The following is a 15673-nucleotide window of genomic DNA, read 5'->3' as shown; positions in this document are numbered from 1 at the left end:
GCCTAATATAGCAATAGATATAGAACTAAGGGGACAAAATGGATACAAGTACCAATGATCTAAGCAATAATACATCAGGACAAATACTTACAGGTACATTCTCGTTTACTATGGATACAAATGCAACTTCTACGATTACCGGTGGCAGCGGAGACGAAACGCTTAATGGCACAAGCAGCAACGACATAATGACCGGCGGTGCAGGAAACAATACCCTCATAGGGGGAGCAGGTACAGATACGGCAGTCTATACCGGCAATCGTAACGAATTTACAATTCATGACAATAAGGATGGAACCTATACCGTTACGCATGGTACATCTCAAGACACATTAAGTGGGGTAGAGCAAGTACAGTTTACGGATACAACTATGAGTATTAACTCAGCAATCGAAGTGCGACAGCATCAAGAAGAGGTGACACGTTTTTACAGTGCTCTATTAGGTCGAAATCCTGATTCGGACGGCTTGGCATACTGGGTCAACTCTATGGCATCTACAACATCAGGAAACACGGGAATATCAGTACAAGACGTTGCTCGTTCATTCAGTGATTCGACAGAGTTTAAAAATATGTACGGAGCAAGTGTATCGAATGCGGATTTTGTCAATCTCCTTTATCAGAATATTTTACATCGGGGCGCGGATCAGGCGGGGTACGATTTTTGGCTGAACACAATCAATCAAACCAGCGACAGAGGGAATATGATCGTCGAATTTTCAAATTCGAACGAATACGTAGCGCAGAGTGCACCAACGGTCGATAATTATCTCTCAACCGTACCGTTAACGAACTATACGGTGGCATAGTACAGAAGGACTTAAAATATATTTATAATTATTTTGATATGATTTTATCAAAGGTTTAAAACTTTTAAAATATTCAAATGGAGCAGTATGTCAGCAATTATCATTGACAATAAAGAGTATGCGCTAGAAGATTTAACCGAAGATGCACAAGCACAAATTGCATCGATTCAGGTAGTAGATCAAAAAATAGCCGATTTAAATGCACAGCTAGCAATTATGCAAACAGCGCGTAATGCCTATGCGCAAACCTTAGTCTCGCTTTTACCTAAAAAAAGAGCAAAAAAATAATGGGGATCCCCATTATTCTACTGATCTTAAATTCTGCACAATACAGTGAATATACCTCTAGCCTTACTTAGAAAGTTAACGTATATTTGGCTATAATTTCAAATTATTTTTTGATTGCATTTATACTTTTATAATATCGATCATGTAACTTATTAGACTAAAGGTTATGCAAAGCATGTCCAACCCTATGAAAAAGAATGTAGAGAATGAATTTAAAAAAGCGATCTTAGGACTTAAAAAATCGTTTTATTTTGCCGGTTTTGTGAGTCTTTTTATCAATTTGCTAATGTTAGTGCCATCCCTGTATATGTTGCAGTTGTATGATCGGGTTTTGTCCAGCCGTTCAGAAGAGACGCTGTTGATGTTGACAATCATTGTGGTAGTTATGTTCGCAGTAATGGGGACATTGGAGTTTGTCCGTTCTCGTGTATTGATACGTGTCGGGAATGCCATCGATGCACAAATGAGCACCCGTATCTTTGATGCAATGTTCGCACTGGCTAACCGTTACCCGGGAAAATCAACAGCGCAGCCGCTGGGAGATTTGACACAAATCCGCCAATTCTTGACGGGTACCCCTCTATTCGCATTTTTTGATACACCGTGGATGCCGATTTATATTGGGATTATGTTTCTCTTTCATCCATGGTTCGGATGGTTTGCCATTTTTGCGGCAGTCGTTGCTCTAAGTTTGACATTGATTAATGAAAAGCGGACGAAACAAGGGCTAGAAGCGTCTAACCGTCATTATCAATCGTCACAATCGTTTATTCAAGCAAGTTTACGCAATTCCGAGATTATCGAAGCGATGGGGATGCATGCCAATGTTCGTCGTCGCTGGTACAGTCGCTATATCTCCTTTTTGAATGAGCAGTCGCATGCGAGTGATGAAGCAGGGTTATGGTCGAATATGTCTAAAACCGTGCGGATGCTGATGCAATCGTTGGTTTTAGGTCTTGGGGGATATTTGGCTATTAAGGGTGAACTAAGCCCAGGAATGATGATTGCCGGATCGATCATAATGGGACGGGCTCTCGCGCCGATCGATTTGATGACCAGTACATGGAAACAGTTTACTACCGCGCGGATATCCTATCAGCGATTGGGTGAATTGTTGGCAGAGTTTCCTGAAGCTTCTGCTCCGACACCGCTTCCAACACCGAAAGGATTTATTGATTTGGAAGGGATTATTGTCATCCCTCCTGGGGCAAAAGTCCCATCGCTTCGTGGGGTTAGTATGTCGATAAAAGCGGGTGAGACAGTGGGGGTTATCGGACCGAGTGCGGCCGGTAAATCATCATTGGCCCGTGCGATGCTGGGTGTGTGGCCGTGTGTGAATGGAAAAGTGCGAATCGACGGTGCAGAAATCAGCCATTATGACCGTGCTGTATTGGGAAGCCATATAGGATATTTGCCTCAGGACGTCGAACTGTTTGACGGTACGATCAGCGAAAATATTTCCCGCTATGAAGATCCGAAACCTGAAATGGTTGTTGAAGCAGCCCAGGTTGCAGGGGTGCACGAGATGATTTTGCAACTTCCTCAAGGATACGATACACCGATTGGACCGGGTGGGATTGCTCTCTCGGGTGGTCAACGTCAGCGGATTGGATTGGCAAGAGCGATTTACAATTATCCGACAATCGTGGTTCTCGACGAACCGAATTCAAATCTCGATGATGTTGGAGAGCGGGCATTGGTTGGGGTGATAGCAGAACTTAAAAAACGGATGACAACGGTCGTTCTTATCACTCATCGTCCGGCAATTTTAGGTATTACGGATAAAATCGCCTTTATGCGCGATGGGCAGCTTTATCTTTATGGAGCACGTGATGAAGTCCTAGCGGCACTCGCGCCACAACCGCAACCGATTCAAGAACAGCAAGGAGCGCAGTCGTGAGCCAAACAGAACACGCACAACTCGTTACACCAGAAGAAGTTCCTACCCCGCAGACAGATGATGGACAGTACCGTCGTCTTGGATTTATTGTCCTTGGATTGTTCGTAGGTGTATTTGGAATATGGGGTGCTTTTGCCCCGCTAAACAGCAGTGTACACGCTTCCGGAAAGGTAACGGTTGCTTCCAGTAATCGAGTGGTTCAACATCTGGAGGGTGGGATTGTAAAAGCCATTTTGGTCAAAGATGGGGACAGCGTAAAAGCCAATCAAGAGCTGGTTGAGTTAGATGATACGCAAGCAAATACCCAATTGCAAATTGTTGAGTCACAATTTTATGAAAATCTTGGGCTTGAATCTCGGTTGATCGCTGAGCGCGACGGTAGAAGTTCTATCGTATTTAGTCCTGATATGAGTAAGATGGCCGTTTCAAGCGCCCGTTCGACCATTATGGATGCACAGCAGCGAGAATTTAACGCAAGAGCACAGCAACTAATCGATGAGAAGAGAGTTTTATCGGAGCGGATTGAGCAGTTGCGTAATCAAATCGAAGGTTTGGATGCAACCATCGCGAGTAAGTCAACCCTTTCTCGTTCGTATGATGACGAAATAAAAGAGTGGGAAGTGCTGTATCAGCAGCAGTTAATCGATAAAATGAGACTCCGTGATATTAAGCGTGAAAAAGTACGAACCGACGGTGATATTGCTAATTCAAAAGCGGAAGTTGCACGTGCAAAAGCGCAGATCAGTGAAATACAGGCACAGATGATCGCGCAAAAGCAAAATTTTACCAAAGAGGTTGTTGGCGAACTGAGTGATGTACAAGCGAAACTCTCAGATAATCGTGCCCGTCTTTATGCTCTCCAAGATGCACGGGATCGAACGAAAATCACGGCACCGGTAGCAGGGATAATTGCCAATTTGCAAATTCATACCATAGGGGGAGTAACACCTCCAGGTAAGCCGATACTCGAAATCGTTCCCGAAGGGGAACCTTTGATTATTGAGGGAAAAGTGACAGCAACCGATATCGCTAATATTCGAGTCGGACTTAAAACTGAGGTTCGATTTCCTGGATTTGCCCATATTAAATCACTTAATGCTGTGATGGGAGAAGTGATGCAAATTGCTCCTGATGCGATGATGGATGAAGCGACAAAGACGCCGTATTATCCGATAAAAATTCGGGTAACGCCTGAAGGGCAAAAAGAACTTGAACGAAACCATTTGACAATACAACCGGGTGTTCCTGCTGATATCATGATTGTAGTAGCCAGCCGAACCTTTTTGGATTATATGATCCAGCCATTCAAATTTATGTTCACTAAGGCATTTAATGAGCAGTAGCCTTCGGGTTGCCGTAATCCACGATTGGCTCACTGCTATGGGAGGGGCTGAATATACCCTCCAGCAGTTGTTAGCGCTTTACCCTCAAGCCGATATTTTCACCATTGTTGATATCCTCCCGCAAAAAGATCGCGGATGGCTTGATGGACATCGAATTATCACCTCTCCTTTACAAAAAATTCCATTTTTAGCAAAACGATATCGCCATATGATATGGATGATGCCGTTTTGGATAGAGCAATTTGATCTTGAGGAATACGATCTTATCATTTCAGATTCCCATGCTGTTGCAAAAGGGGTCATTGTCCATCCTGACCAAAAACATTTAGCCTATATCTATTCACCCATGCGATATGCATGGGATTTGAGTTATGAGCATGATCGCATAGGGGTTTTGGGAAGCGGATTCAAACGCTTTTTCTTACGTCATTGGTTTTATAGATTTCGCTTATGGGATGCTGCCTCTTCGCTTCGTCCGGATAGGATAGTGGCTATCTCCGATTTTATCCGAAAGCGTATTCGTAAATCATGGGGGCGTGATGCGAGTATTGTTTATCCTCCTGTGGATGTTGAAAAGTGCCCTTTTGAAGCCGAAAAGGAAGATTATTATATTACGGTATCAAGACTTGTACCCTACAAACGAGTCGATTTGATTATAGATGCGTTTCGAGATATGCCAGAAAAAAAGCTAGTGGTGATCGGAGATGGTCCTATGTATAAAGAACTTTCTAACACTGCGCCTGAGAATGTGAGCGTTACCGGTTATCTTGGACGCAGTGCTATGTTGCAAAAAGTATCCAAAGCCAAAGCCTTTATATTTATGCCCAAAGAAGATTTTGGCATAGCACCCCTTGAAGCACAGGGGTGTGGAACGCCCGTAATCGCCTATGGTTACGGAGGAGCGGCGGAGACGGTAAGGGGATTGGATCAAGAAAATCCGACAGGAGTTTTTGTAGAACGGCAAAATGTTGAGTCATTGATAGATGCAATCGAACGGTTTGAATCCAATAACGAGCAATTTATTCCTAAAAATTGTAGAGAGTGGGCAATGAATTTTTCTCAAAGTCGTTTTCAAGAAAATTTTTTACATAATGTCGAAAGACTGATGAAGGATAAGGTGTGAAGCTATTTTATAGTGTTGTATCAATGGTAGCATGTGGAATTATCGGATGGAGTGCAGAGCCGCTTATGTTGAGTACAGCATACGATATGGCACTCAAAAATGAGCCTCATTTACGCTCTTTAACGCTTAAGACGGAAGCAACAAAAGAGTCTACCCGACAAAGCAAATCTCGTTTGCATCCACAACTTCAAGGAAGTTTATCCTTTGGGCGGTATGAATATGCTGGCCCTTATCTTAACAAACCGATTAAAGAGAGCTACAGTAGTTATTCCGTAACAGCTTCTCAGCCTTTGTATCATCCGGAGTTATGGAGCGGAATAGATGAATCTAAAGCGCGTGAGATGGCGGCGCAATACGAACTTAAATCCGAAGCCCAAAAACTTGGCTTGGATGTTGCAAAAGCGTATTTTGAACTTTTAAAGACGCAGAGTAATATTGAATTGTACAAATCTCAAAAAGAGTATTATGAAATAAAATACAAACAGCTTGAGGAGATGTTGAAATTTGGTTTGAGCAATCGCATAGACCTATTAGAGGCAAAAGTGCACAGTGACAAAGCATCATCTGAGTGGCTGACGGAACAAAAGCGATTGAATGTGGCAAAACTTCATTTGGAACATTTGATTAAAGAGCCGGTAGGGGAACTGCCTTGTTTTGATTTTACCGGTGTTGATGCGGATGAATTGTTTAACGAGCGCCCAATGTGGGAGAGTAAACTTGAAAATAATCCAGCGCTAAAAGCATCACTTGCATCAAAAGAAATGGCAATGCATGAGATTGCTGTTCGAAAATACGCCCATTACCCAAAAGTCGACTTGAGTCTTAATCGTAAAGAGACATATACTCAAGATTATTATTCGCATAAATACGATAATCAAGCCATCGTACAAATGTCAATTCCTCTTTATGAGGGCGGTTATACTCAGTCACGAGTACGCGAAGGAATGATATTGCTTGATGCGGCACAAGAAGAAGTTGACTACAATCGTTTAGATTCTAAATTAAAGTTTGAAGAGCAATGGGCGCAATGGCAGTTAAATGTAGAAACACTGCAAGTGCTTAAAGAATCTGAGACATCAGCTGAGTTGTATGTAGAGTCGATTGAGAAAGCGAATAAGGTTGGATTGAAAAGTCTAGTGGATCTTTTGGAAGCAAAAGCAAAGTTATATGAAGTTAAACGCGATACAATCAATGCTGGATATGAATTGGTCAACAATTATTTAAGTTTACTGGATGTCAGCGGGGAGCTAAACAGTGAAAATATGGCAATATTAGAAAAAATGGCAATACATCAGGGAGATAAATAATGACACCGGTAGTTGCTGTTGTATTGTCAGGTGGATCAGGAACCCGTTTGTGGCCACTCTCTCGCAAGTCTTATCCCAAACAATTTTTGAACCTCTATGGTGAGGGTACAATGTTTCAGCAAACATTAAAACGCTTAAACGGCATTAAAGGGCTTGCAGAAATTGTTATCGTTGCCAATGAAGAACATCGTTTTATTGTTGCCGAACAAATGCGCCAATGTGAAATAAAAGGGCGGATTTTACTTGAACCGTTCGGAAAAAATACGGCTCCGGCAATTGCATTGGCAGCACTGGATGTACTGAAACGTCATGATGATGCCCACCTTTTAATCTTATCTTCAGATCATGCGATTGAATCTGTCGATATATTTCTACAAGCCGTTGACTCAGCAATTCCTTTAAGTGATGAAGATTTTTTGGTCACATTCGGGGTAGTTCCATCTCATCCTGAGACAGGGTACGGATATATTCGTACGGCAGAGGCTATCAGTAACAAAAATGGCTATTGTGTTGGAGAGTTTATCGAAAAGCCGCAGAAGGCGGCGGCTGAACAGATGCTAAAGCAGGGTGGTTATTATTGGAATAGTGGCATGTTTATGTTCAAAGCAGCTACTATTCTGGGAGAACTACAACATTATGGGATTGATATTTACAATGCCTGTAATCAAGTGGTATCTTCTGAGCAAAATGATCTTGATTTTATTCGATTTGATGCAGAACAATTTGACCGTATCCCTTCTGAATCGATTGATTATGCCGTGATGGAACATTCACAAAAAGTAGCAATGGTTCCTTATTCTGGCATATGGAGTGATATAGGATCGTGGGATGCACTTTGGGAAATTTCTGAACAGGATCCATCCGGTAATGTTTTAAGCGGTAACGTCTTGGCGCTTAATACACGTAATTCTTATATTCGTAGTACGTCTAAGCGTGTTGCAGTTACAGGTGTGGAAGAACTGATTATTGTTGTAACGGATGATGCTGTTTTGGTAGCGAACAAATCACAGTCCCAGCAAGTAAAAGAATTAGTGGCATCTCTTAAAGAGTGTGATATTGATATTGTGGAAAAACATCAAGAAGTACATCGACCATGGGGATTTTATACTACTTTGGACAAAGCCGATCGATTTCAAGTAAAGCGAATAGTGGTAAAGCCTGGAGAACAACTTTCATTTCAAATGCATTACCATCGTGCTGAACACTGGATTGTTGTTCAAGGAACAGCAACGGTCCTCTTGGGGGAAGGGAAGCATATTTTAACAGAAAATCAGTCGATTCATATTCCTCTTGGAATGAAACATTCACTGCAGAATCCTGGGAAAATACCTCTTGAGGTTATTGAGGTACAATCAGGAACGTATCTAGAAGAAGATGATATCGTCAGATTCAAAGATGAATATGGGCGAATATAAACTAAAAGAATAGTTCGTTAACAGAACAATATTGTGCTAGAAGTAGAACCTGCTTTCTACTTCAAATTTCTGCTACAATCTCTAAAACACAACCTATCGGAAATGACATGCCAACGACACTGATCCTCACAATGGTGGGACTTTTATTTTTACTGATTATTTTGGTCTTTATTTATGTGTGGATTGCCCGTACTCGCAAAAGTGAACCCGCTGCAATAGAGGCGATTGAGACATTCGAGTCGCTGAGTGCAGTTATCAAGAATCGTACCTCCAGCACTCAAGCTCTTCATCATGCCATAGAGGTGATTTTAGCCCGTTTTGGCTCGATAACACCGCAGAGTGTTAGAGCGTATCGGGATTTAATCGAAGCCCTTTGCGTCCATCCTCATACCGATTCAAAACTTATTTTACATTTTGAAAAAACACTCCGAACCCGGAATCCGCAGTTTGAACACGATATAGAGCATGCGCTTGCGCTCGGACTTGCTACCAGAGGGTGATTTAGCGGATTTTATACTCGATTGGGACACTTATACGAACGCTTTTTGAGGGTTTTGGAAACAAGGCTGCCGTCGATTCGATCAACTCGCGCGCTGCATCATCAAGCATCTCGAAATCAGAGCTTTTGGTAATCGTTATTCCACTCACATCGCCTGAGGGAGAGAGGGCGAAGGTGACGACAACGGTCCCTTGCTGTCTAAGACGCAGGGCATTTCTAGGGTATTTGAGACGCTCTGAGAGGAGAGAACGGATCCGTCCCAAGTTTTCTTCTTCGTAGGAAGCTTGTACATTGACAGGCGGAGGTGGCGGAGGAGCAGGAGGTACTTTTACCACGGTCGGTTCGGCTACGGGAATTTTGGCAACTGCTGGGCTGGGCGCTTGTACGATCGTAGGAGCCTGTACCGGTTTGGCGAGGAGGGGCGTTGGTTTCGGTAATACGTTAGACGTTTTGATCGGTGTGGGTATCTGCGGAGTTTTAACGGGGGTAGGCGGTATGGGTTTGGATGGTGCACTCGGTTGAGAGATGCTCGATCTGCTCATCGGTGTTTGCAGCAACACGGCAATACGGATTTTTTCCGGTTCCGGCATTTTGCGTACGGTGCTGAACGCTCCCCAGGCAACTATAAAAAGGAGTGCATGGAGTGTGAGTGAGACAATAAGAGGTTTGGATGATTTCACACGAATCGACAAAGATTAAAGCTTAACTTCGACTTTTGAACTCGCACGTAATGATTCGGTCATTTTTGTCATTTGCGCTTTGAATTTTTCCATCTTCAAAAACTGTGTAATCTCCCGTTTTGCTTCATCATAAGAGACTTTTTTCGTCCCTTGTTTCATTTTGTCTTGATTGGCATCGTAAAATGCCTTGGTTTCTTTGTCGCTGACGGTGATTTTTGATACTTGCTGTTTCATCCACATATCTACGGCAAGGTCATCTTTAAGTGCTGCATAGGCAAGTTGGAATTGAGGCGTGTTTTGGATACCGCTTTGAGCCACTTGTGCTTTGATAAGGCTTTGATTGATGAGTTGATCGACGATTTGGCGTTTCATTTTCGGATCAAGTTTTTCAAAGCTCATGCCGGGAATCGCTTTGGACATAAAAAGGTTGGCATCGGTTGCTGTGATCGCTTTTCCATTAACGATAGCAAGGGTAGCCGGAGCGGCAAAAGTGAGTGTTGTAGCTGTTAGTAAAATCAGTGGCAAGTGTTTTAGCATGAAGATTCCTCAATAATAATTAGATGTTATTGTAACGAAAAAAACGCATTATCGGTAAATGAATGGGGGTGATTGCTTTTGTCTATCGTTTTGACTACAATGGAGGCATGAATATGGTGAGCAATGATCCTTTAGCACAAGCCGTAGCGGAGCACGCATTGGCCCTTTATCATAAGGGGCAGTATGAGGAGGTTTTACGCGGTATTGATACGATTCTGACGGAAGCGCTGAGTGCACCTTTGCTGGGTGTTGCCGCTTCATGTGCATACGCGATAGAACGGTATGATACGGCAGAATCTTATTGGCGCAGAGCTATAGCTATGCAAAAGGATTATATTGATGGATACAATGATCTTGGAATAGCGCTCAAAGAGCTCAAACGTTTTGATGAAGCGGAATCGGTATTTGCTCAGGCGTTGGAACTTGATCCTAATAATGCAGAACTCTACAATAATCTTGCCAATGTATTCAAAGAAGTCTCTGCTTTGGAAAAAGCTGAAGAGGCTTATAAAAAAGCGATTACCCTAAATCCGGAATATACCGATGCGTATCGCAATTTGGGAATGCTCCTCAAATCCCTCAGCCGTTTATCCGAGGCTGAAGATGTCTATAGACATACACTGCGCCTTAAGCCGGATTGCGCACGAACGCAAGCTAATCTGGGATTTTTATTGCTGGAAACAGGGCGATATAAAGAGGGGTGGCCGTTGTATGAAACACGTTATGACCCACAGATAAATGCAACGTTTCCTATCCCCTCCGTCTCGTTTCCTCAATGGAAGGGTGAACCTTTAGAGGGGAAATCGTTATTGATTGTAGCGGAACAGGGATATGGAGATGAGATCCAATTTGTCCGTTATATAGCGGTTCTTAAACGACAAGGGGTATCTCGGATAACGCTTCTGTGTAAATCGCCGCTGCAAAGGCTTTTTTCAACACTGTATGATACAGACGAGGTGATCACATCTATTGAAACCGCAGGGGAACATGATTATTGGAGTTTTCTCCTAAGCATCCCGTTACACGTAGGGACAACTTTAGAAAATATTCCCGCTTCTTTGCCGTATTTATATCCTCTTCCGAAAGAGAATACAAACACCATGCCGGAAAATATATTTAGGGTTGGCTTGGTATGGAAAGGTTCTTCCGCACACGAAAATGATGCCAACCGTTCCTTGCCAAGCCTTGCGATATTAGCCCCGTTATGGAGAGTTTCAGGGGTTACTTTTATAAGTTTGCAAAAAAGTGATGTCGGAGCGGAAATAGATTCATTTTCGCCTGAGTTGCCCATCATCGATATGGGGGATACTATTGAAGATTTCGCGGATACGTCAGCGCTTATTAATCAGCTGGATTTAGTTATCTGTGTTGATACTGCTATTGCCCATTTATGTGGTGCACTTGGGAAATCGTGCTGGATACTTTTGCCTTTTATCGGAACGGATTGGAGATGGTTGAGAGGGAGGAGTGATTCTCCGTGGTATCCCAAGGTAATGCGTCTTTTTAGACAAACAAGGCCTGATTGCTGGGATGAAACAATCGATGATGTTGCGATGGCATTATTGGATGAGGTTAAAAAAGGTCGGGTATAAATTTTTAGGCTATTAAAGAAAGCTTGTAAATTGGACAGTTATAGATGGTGGACCCTAGCTCTACCAACAAGTCCCTATTTTACGAAGCTAAAGCGATGTGCTGTGAAGTGATACCCCTATAAGTACCCCTAAAAAGCAATGCTTATACGCTCGCTCTACCTAACTATTTTATAACCTCTAGTATAGTATAAATGTCTAAAAAAAATGTCTAAGAATGTCTAGAAAAGTAACTTTTAGACATTGATTATAGTCTTAGTCAAACTTAACGACTAAACTCTTACTATGGAGAGAGCCTTTTTCAAATTTGAGAAGTGAACCTAATTTTATGGTGAATGTCTAAAAAAATGTCTAAGAATGTCTAAAAAATTAACTTTTAGACATTTTCCATTCTTTTCCTTCATTGACTATTTTCCCCCCAAGACGGAGGGTTTGAAGGTTATTTTTAATTTTATTTTTCTTTTGTTGATCGTCTAAAATACTGGGAAGCTTGTCTAAAAGAACTTTTTCAAAATCTGATTTTTTCCCTTTTTTATATATTTGGAGATAATCTAATATTACTTTTTGACAATAATCATCATCGATGCCACGCATTTTTATATATTCATCTTTTTGATCGGTTTGTTTGGCTACTTGTGATGAAAGGTGATAGTTAGGTTTTCGCCCCTCAATAAGTCCTTTATCACGAAGATATTTAAGGCTCTCATCTGTGCTAGGTAGATGTTTAACGACACGATCCAGTACGATAACATCATGCAAGCTAAGTTCGGGATTCATAGCCAAAAGTTTTGCGTACCGCTCATCTAAGATTTGACCGAAAATCGTTACTTCTACTCGGGTGGGTTCGATTTTATAGTTTGGCATAGGGAAAAATCGTTGTCGAAGTTTGGAGTAAATACGCTTAATACCACTGCCTATAGTATCGATCATATTAATCTCAACCATTGCCTGACATAAAAACGGGTTACGATACAGTTCAGGCGGTGCGTCACGCTCTATGACATTTTCAACATTTTCAGGGATGAAGCTTCCGACATTTGAAAATACGAGCTTATCAGGGAACTCGACTACGTTGATACGACCACCCATTTCATAGTCTTGGTGAGCGATACAGTTGTGCAGGGCTTCGTAAATGATCCATGGATCGTATTTGTCTATCTCATCGGGAAAAAGCTTGCTGTCTGCCATGTAGCGATATTTGTAATTTCGGATTTTTGCATGAACTTTTTGTGCGCTGACAAGCAACGGTAATCCGAAATGCTCATACCCTTGCTCGATTCCGTCGCGGTCTTTGAGCACCCATGTGATGCGTGGAACAGCGGGGGAGAGTAAATGCACTACGTCCGATTTGCCCAATAGCAAAAGGGTACTATTAGTGATTTTGCTATCAAGTGTGAGTTTGGCTTTATTGAGAAATGTTCTATCGTCCCATTGTGCGACTTCTTCGGAAAGGTTGGGATGCTTGGTGATGTATTCCGCTCTCGCCAAACGGATCGCTTCGGGGTCAAGATTGTCTAGTGTCGCACCCTCACAGATATGTGCTGACCAATCCTCCACTTTTCCTAGTGGTTCCCCCAAAATAGAAGCTTCTCGTTCGGGTCTGAGTTCGATGAGGCTGTCACCGCTTCGTTGCCATGCCTTGTTATGAGCGTATACGGGCTTACGTGGCAGATGTTTGGGGATATGGATGATCCAAACTGTCTGTTGCGTGTCGGTTGTCGTGAGAGCCTCTACAGATAGCCCCTCACTGCTGAGATTTGGGCAAACCCCTAGTAATCTATGCGGGAGTGTTTCGGGTGTGTAGTCGTGGAAATTTCCGATACCTACAATGTCGAGTGTACCATCTTTGACACCGATAACGATATGCCCACCGTTCATGTTTGCGATAGCTGAAACATACGTGGCTAAATCTTCGCCCTTTGCACCCGAAATACTATGTTTGAGATTTTTAAACTCTTTCCACTCGCATGATTCGTTTTCTTTTGGATAGTGGGATTTAAGATAGGTTTGTAATTCAGTTGCAATCATGCGCTAGACTTCCTTTCTCCAAATAGTTGCTCATTGATGTAACCTCTTCACATTTTATACACCCAATCTTTTTATTAATATGAGCATACGGTGATATCACGAAATTGCCATCATGTCTTTTGCATCTGATTACAAGTATATTTTTTTCATCAGTATAGCCACTTTGAGAGTAATCATAAAGATCACCATGTATCGCTTGCGCTCTTGCGATAAAATTTAATGTGGATGCACTGCGTTTTGCTTGTTCCTTTTTGGCTTTCCTCTCCACTTTTATCGCTTCTTCTTGGGAAGTAATCGGTCGGATGATGATTTGCTTACCCTCCGTAGTGGATACTTCTTTAAATCCCCTAATGGTAATTAGTACAATAGAATTGCTCTTTTTACTAAAAATAGCGGTTGCACCGCCCTTGTAAATTTTATATTTACCATCATCAAGCGTTTTGAAGTCGAAGTAATCATCAAGCATTTTCATAATCACTAAAAGCTCTTGATCACTTTTTGGTGTGTGATTCACCCGTCGTTGTTTGGCATGATTCGTGAAGTGATACTTCAATAATATTTTTCCAATCTATATAAGATCATAAAACTCTTAATTGAATTTTATCTTATTTTATAATTGACAGTGTGTCGAAAAAAGAGTACACTTTTATCAAACCATCGTTTGGATAAATATATGCCGATTATAAAAACCGATAAAGAGACGATTCTCAAAGACTCCATAGCTCTCTTCAAACTTCACGGCTATCACAACACAACGATGGCAAAGATCGGTGAAGCGTGCGGACTGATCAAGGGGAGTATCTACCACTATTTCAAAAGCAAAGAAGAGCTTGGGTTAGAGTCGCTTCGATATATTCACCGCTATTTCGAAGAGCATATTTTCTCCATCTCATACCGTAGTGACCTAAGCGACCGTGAAAAAATTGCCCTCTTCGTTCAAAAAACCGATGAATATTTTCTCAACAGTGCCGGAGGGTGTTTGCTCGGCAATCTCGCACTCGAAGCTTCGCATGATCTACCGTTGTTTAAAGAGGAGATTCTCGCTTACTTCGACAACTGGGAGAGAGCAGTAAGTCACATCATGGAAAATCGCTATGGAGCTGATAAGGCGCGAGAAATTGCCGTCGAATCGGTCGCATCGGTTCAAGGGGCTATCATGATGATGAATCTCTATAACGATTCAACCCTTTATCTGAAAATCGAGAAAAAATTGATCGCTTTGCTCGATTAGTTTTTTTTCATCACTTTATCAAACAACCGTTTGTTTTGTAAATATACAAGGAGGATTCTAAAATGCAAAACCAATACTCAAGGGAGCTATTATGAGAAGCTATTTTCAAAAGTTCAGAGGAGAACATGCACCGCTTGCCGCCAAAGCCAATATCAAAGAGATTGCATTCGCATGGGGCGGAGGATTTATTGCTATTGCGTTGATTGGGTTTTTAACTCAATCACTAGAGTATCCGCTCATACTCGGCTCATTCGGTGCCTCATGCGTACTGTTGTTCGGATTTCCGAAAAGCCCGTTTTCCCAACCGCGCAATGTCATTGCAGGTCATTTTCTCTCAACGTTGATCGGCTTGATTTTCTTTCATCTCATCGGCGATATGTGGTGGAGTATGGCGTTAGCTCTCGCTACCGCTCTCGCCGTGATGCTCGCTACCAATACCGTCCATCCACCCGCAGGGTCTAATCCCATCATCGTTTTTCTGTTGGGTGCCCCGTGGACGTTTTTGATCACACCGACGCTGATCGGAGCTGTGATATTGGTTATCGTGGCACTGTTTTATCTCAATCTCAAAAAATCGTTGGTGTATCCGTCGTATTGGGTTTGAATTCTATATTACTTTTTCATCGCCATCATCAAAAATCCGGTAAATCCGGCATTATTCTGACCTATCATAGGATTCATTTGTAATTTCATCTCTTTTAGTATTTGTGTATACCTCATATAAAATTCATAGGTCGGTTTAGGCTTATATTCTAAACCATTTATCTCGAAAAACTTGATAATATCCTTGGTAGTGGTCGGTTTGATAAAAAACTCTTTATCCCGTGCATAATAATAGGGAATCAACGTCACAATCGACCATTTTGCGAGCTTGTAGATACTGAGTACATCGACGAGTATTCTAAACCCTTTCTCTTGATTAGC

Annotated in this window: 15 protein-coding genes and 1 pseudogene; 11 read left to right on the top strand and 5 right to left on the bottom strand. The window is 42.1% G+C overall.

Annotation, left to right across the window (positions count from 1 at the left end; translation table 11 throughout):
* Positions 1 to 38 precede the first annotated feature (38 nt).
* From WC407_RS11850 to WC407_RS11815, 8 genes are all read left to right on the top strand, one after another.
* Entirely contained in the window at positions 39 to 809 is a 771-nt protein-coding gene (locus tag WC407_RS11850; protein ID WP_373022871.1) for a DUF4214 domain-containing protein, read from the top strand.
* An 87-nt stretch (positions 810 to 896) separates the two neighbouring features.
* Positions 897 to 1097 carry a hypothetical protein gene (locus WC407_RS11845; RefSeq protein ID WP_373022870.1) on the top strand — a complete coding sequence of 67 codons (201 nt, stop codon included), beginning with the start codon at positions 897 to 899 and terminating at the stop codon, positions 1095 to 1097.
* Between the two features lie 187 nt (positions 1098 to 1284).
* The gene (locus tag WC407_RS11840; protein WP_373022869.1) at positions 1285 to 2997 is read left to right on the top strand and encodes a type I secretion system permease/ATPase; all 1713 of its coding nucleotides are present in this window, start codon (positions 1285 to 1287) and stop codon (positions 2995 to 2997) included.
* Positions 2994 to 4340: an HlyD family type I secretion periplasmic adaptor subunit gene (locus WC407_RS11835; protein WP_373022868.1), complete on the top strand. Its 1347-nt coding sequence runs from the start codon at positions 2994 to 2996 to the stop codon at positions 4338 to 4340. Before WC407_RS11840 ends, WC407_RS11835 begins: the two co-directional genes overlap by 4 nt.
* Positions 4330 to 5463 carry a glycosyltransferase gene (locus tag WC407_RS11830; protein ID WP_373022867.1) on the top strand — a complete coding sequence of 378 codons (1134 nt, stop codon included), beginning with the start codon at positions 4330 to 4332 and terminating at the stop codon, positions 5461 to 5463. The genes WC407_RS11835 and WC407_RS11830 overlap by 11 nt, the downstream gene beginning before the upstream one ends.
* Positions 5460 to 6770 carry a TolC family outer membrane protein gene (locus tag WC407_RS11825; protein WP_373022866.1) on the top strand — a complete coding sequence of 437 codons (1311 nt, stop codon included), beginning with the start codon at positions 5460 to 5462 and terminating at the stop codon, positions 6768 to 6770. The genes WC407_RS11830 and WC407_RS11825 overlap by 4 nt, the downstream gene beginning before the upstream one ends.
* The gene (locus tag WC407_RS11820) at positions 6770 to 8185 is read left to right on the top strand and encodes a mannose-1-phosphate guanylyltransferase/mannose-6-phosphate isomerase (RefSeq protein WP_373022865.1); all 1416 of its coding nucleotides are present in this window, start codon (positions 6770 to 6772) and stop codon (positions 8183 to 8185) included. The genes WC407_RS11825 and WC407_RS11820 overlap by 1 nt, the downstream gene beginning before the upstream one ends.
* Positions 8186 to 8292: 107 nt before the next feature.
* Positions 8293 to 8685: a hypothetical protein gene (locus WC407_RS11815; RefSeq protein WP_373022864.1), complete on the top strand. Its 393-nt coding sequence runs from the start codon at positions 8293 to 8295 to the stop codon at positions 8683 to 8685.
* Between the two features lies 1 nt (position 8686).
* On the opposite strand, the gene WC407_RS11810 is transcribed toward WC407_RS11815, so the two are convergent.
* Positions 8687 to 9376 (bottom strand): TonB family protein, encoded by a 690-nt coding sequence (locus WC407_RS11810; RefSeq protein WP_373022863.1) that lies wholly within the window; start codon positions 9374 to 9376, stop codon positions 8687 to 8689.
* 3 nt (positions 9377 to 9379) lie between these two features.
* Complete coding sequence (locus WC407_RS11805; protein ID WP_373022862.1) at positions 9380 to 9901, bottom strand: hypothetical protein; 522 nt, start codon at positions 9899 to 9901, stop codon at positions 9380 to 9382.
* A 62-nt stretch (positions 9902 to 9963) separates the two neighbouring features.
* Between WC407_RS11805 and WC407_RS11800 the strand changes: the two genes are divergently transcribed.
* The gene (locus WC407_RS11800) at positions 9964 to 11493 is read left to right on the top strand and encodes a tetratricopeptide repeat protein (RefSeq protein WP_373022861.1); all 1530 of its coding nucleotides are present in this window, start codon (positions 9964 to 9966) and stop codon (positions 11491 to 11493) included.
* A gap of 366 nt (positions 11494 to 11859) precedes the next feature.
* Here WC407_RS11800 and WC407_RS11795 read toward each other — a convergent pair whose 3' ends face one another.
* Both WC407_RS11795 and WC407_RS11790 read right to left on the bottom strand, forming a co-directional pair.
* Positions 11860 to 13518 (bottom strand): ATP-binding protein, encoded by a 1659-nt coding sequence (locus WC407_RS11795; RefSeq protein WP_373022860.1) that lies wholly within the window; start codon positions 13516 to 13518, stop codon positions 11860 to 11862.
* Entirely contained in the window at positions 13505 to 14032 is a 528-nt protein-coding gene (locus WC407_RS11790) for a hypothetical protein (protein WP_373022859.1), read from the bottom strand. Before WC407_RS11790 ends, WC407_RS11795 begins: the two co-directional genes overlap by 14 nt.
* A gap of 159 nt (positions 14033 to 14191) precedes the next feature.
* On the opposite strand from WC407_RS11790, the gene WC407_RS11785 reads away from it, so the two are divergent.
* Together WC407_RS11785 and WC407_RS11780 are read left to right on the top strand one after the other, a co-directional pair.
* Positions 14192 to 14749 carry a TetR/AcrR family transcriptional regulator gene (locus WC407_RS11785; RefSeq protein ID WP_373022858.1) on the top strand — a complete coding sequence of 186 codons (558 nt, stop codon included), beginning with the start codon at positions 14192 to 14194 and terminating at the stop codon, positions 14747 to 14749.
* 91 nt (positions 14750 to 14840) lie between these two features.
* Entirely contained in the window at positions 14841 to 15353 is a 513-nt protein-coding gene (locus WC407_RS11780) for an HPP family protein (protein ID WP_373022857.1), read from the top strand.
* An 8-nt stretch (positions 15354 to 15361) separates the two neighbouring features.
* Here WC407_RS11780 and WC407_RS11775 read toward each other — a convergent pair.
* Positions 15362 to 15673, bottom strand: a pseudogene (locus WC407_RS11775) (hypothetical protein); the annotation flags it as partial.

The organism is Sulfuricurvum sp., from assembly GCF_041651515.1.
Taxonomy (GTDB): Bacteria; Campylobacterota; Campylobacteria; order Campylobacterales; family Sulfurimonadaceae; genus Sulfuricurvum.
The sequence above is the reverse complement of the archived record's forward strand: the minus strand, read 5'-3'. Positions and strand labels throughout refer to the sequence as shown.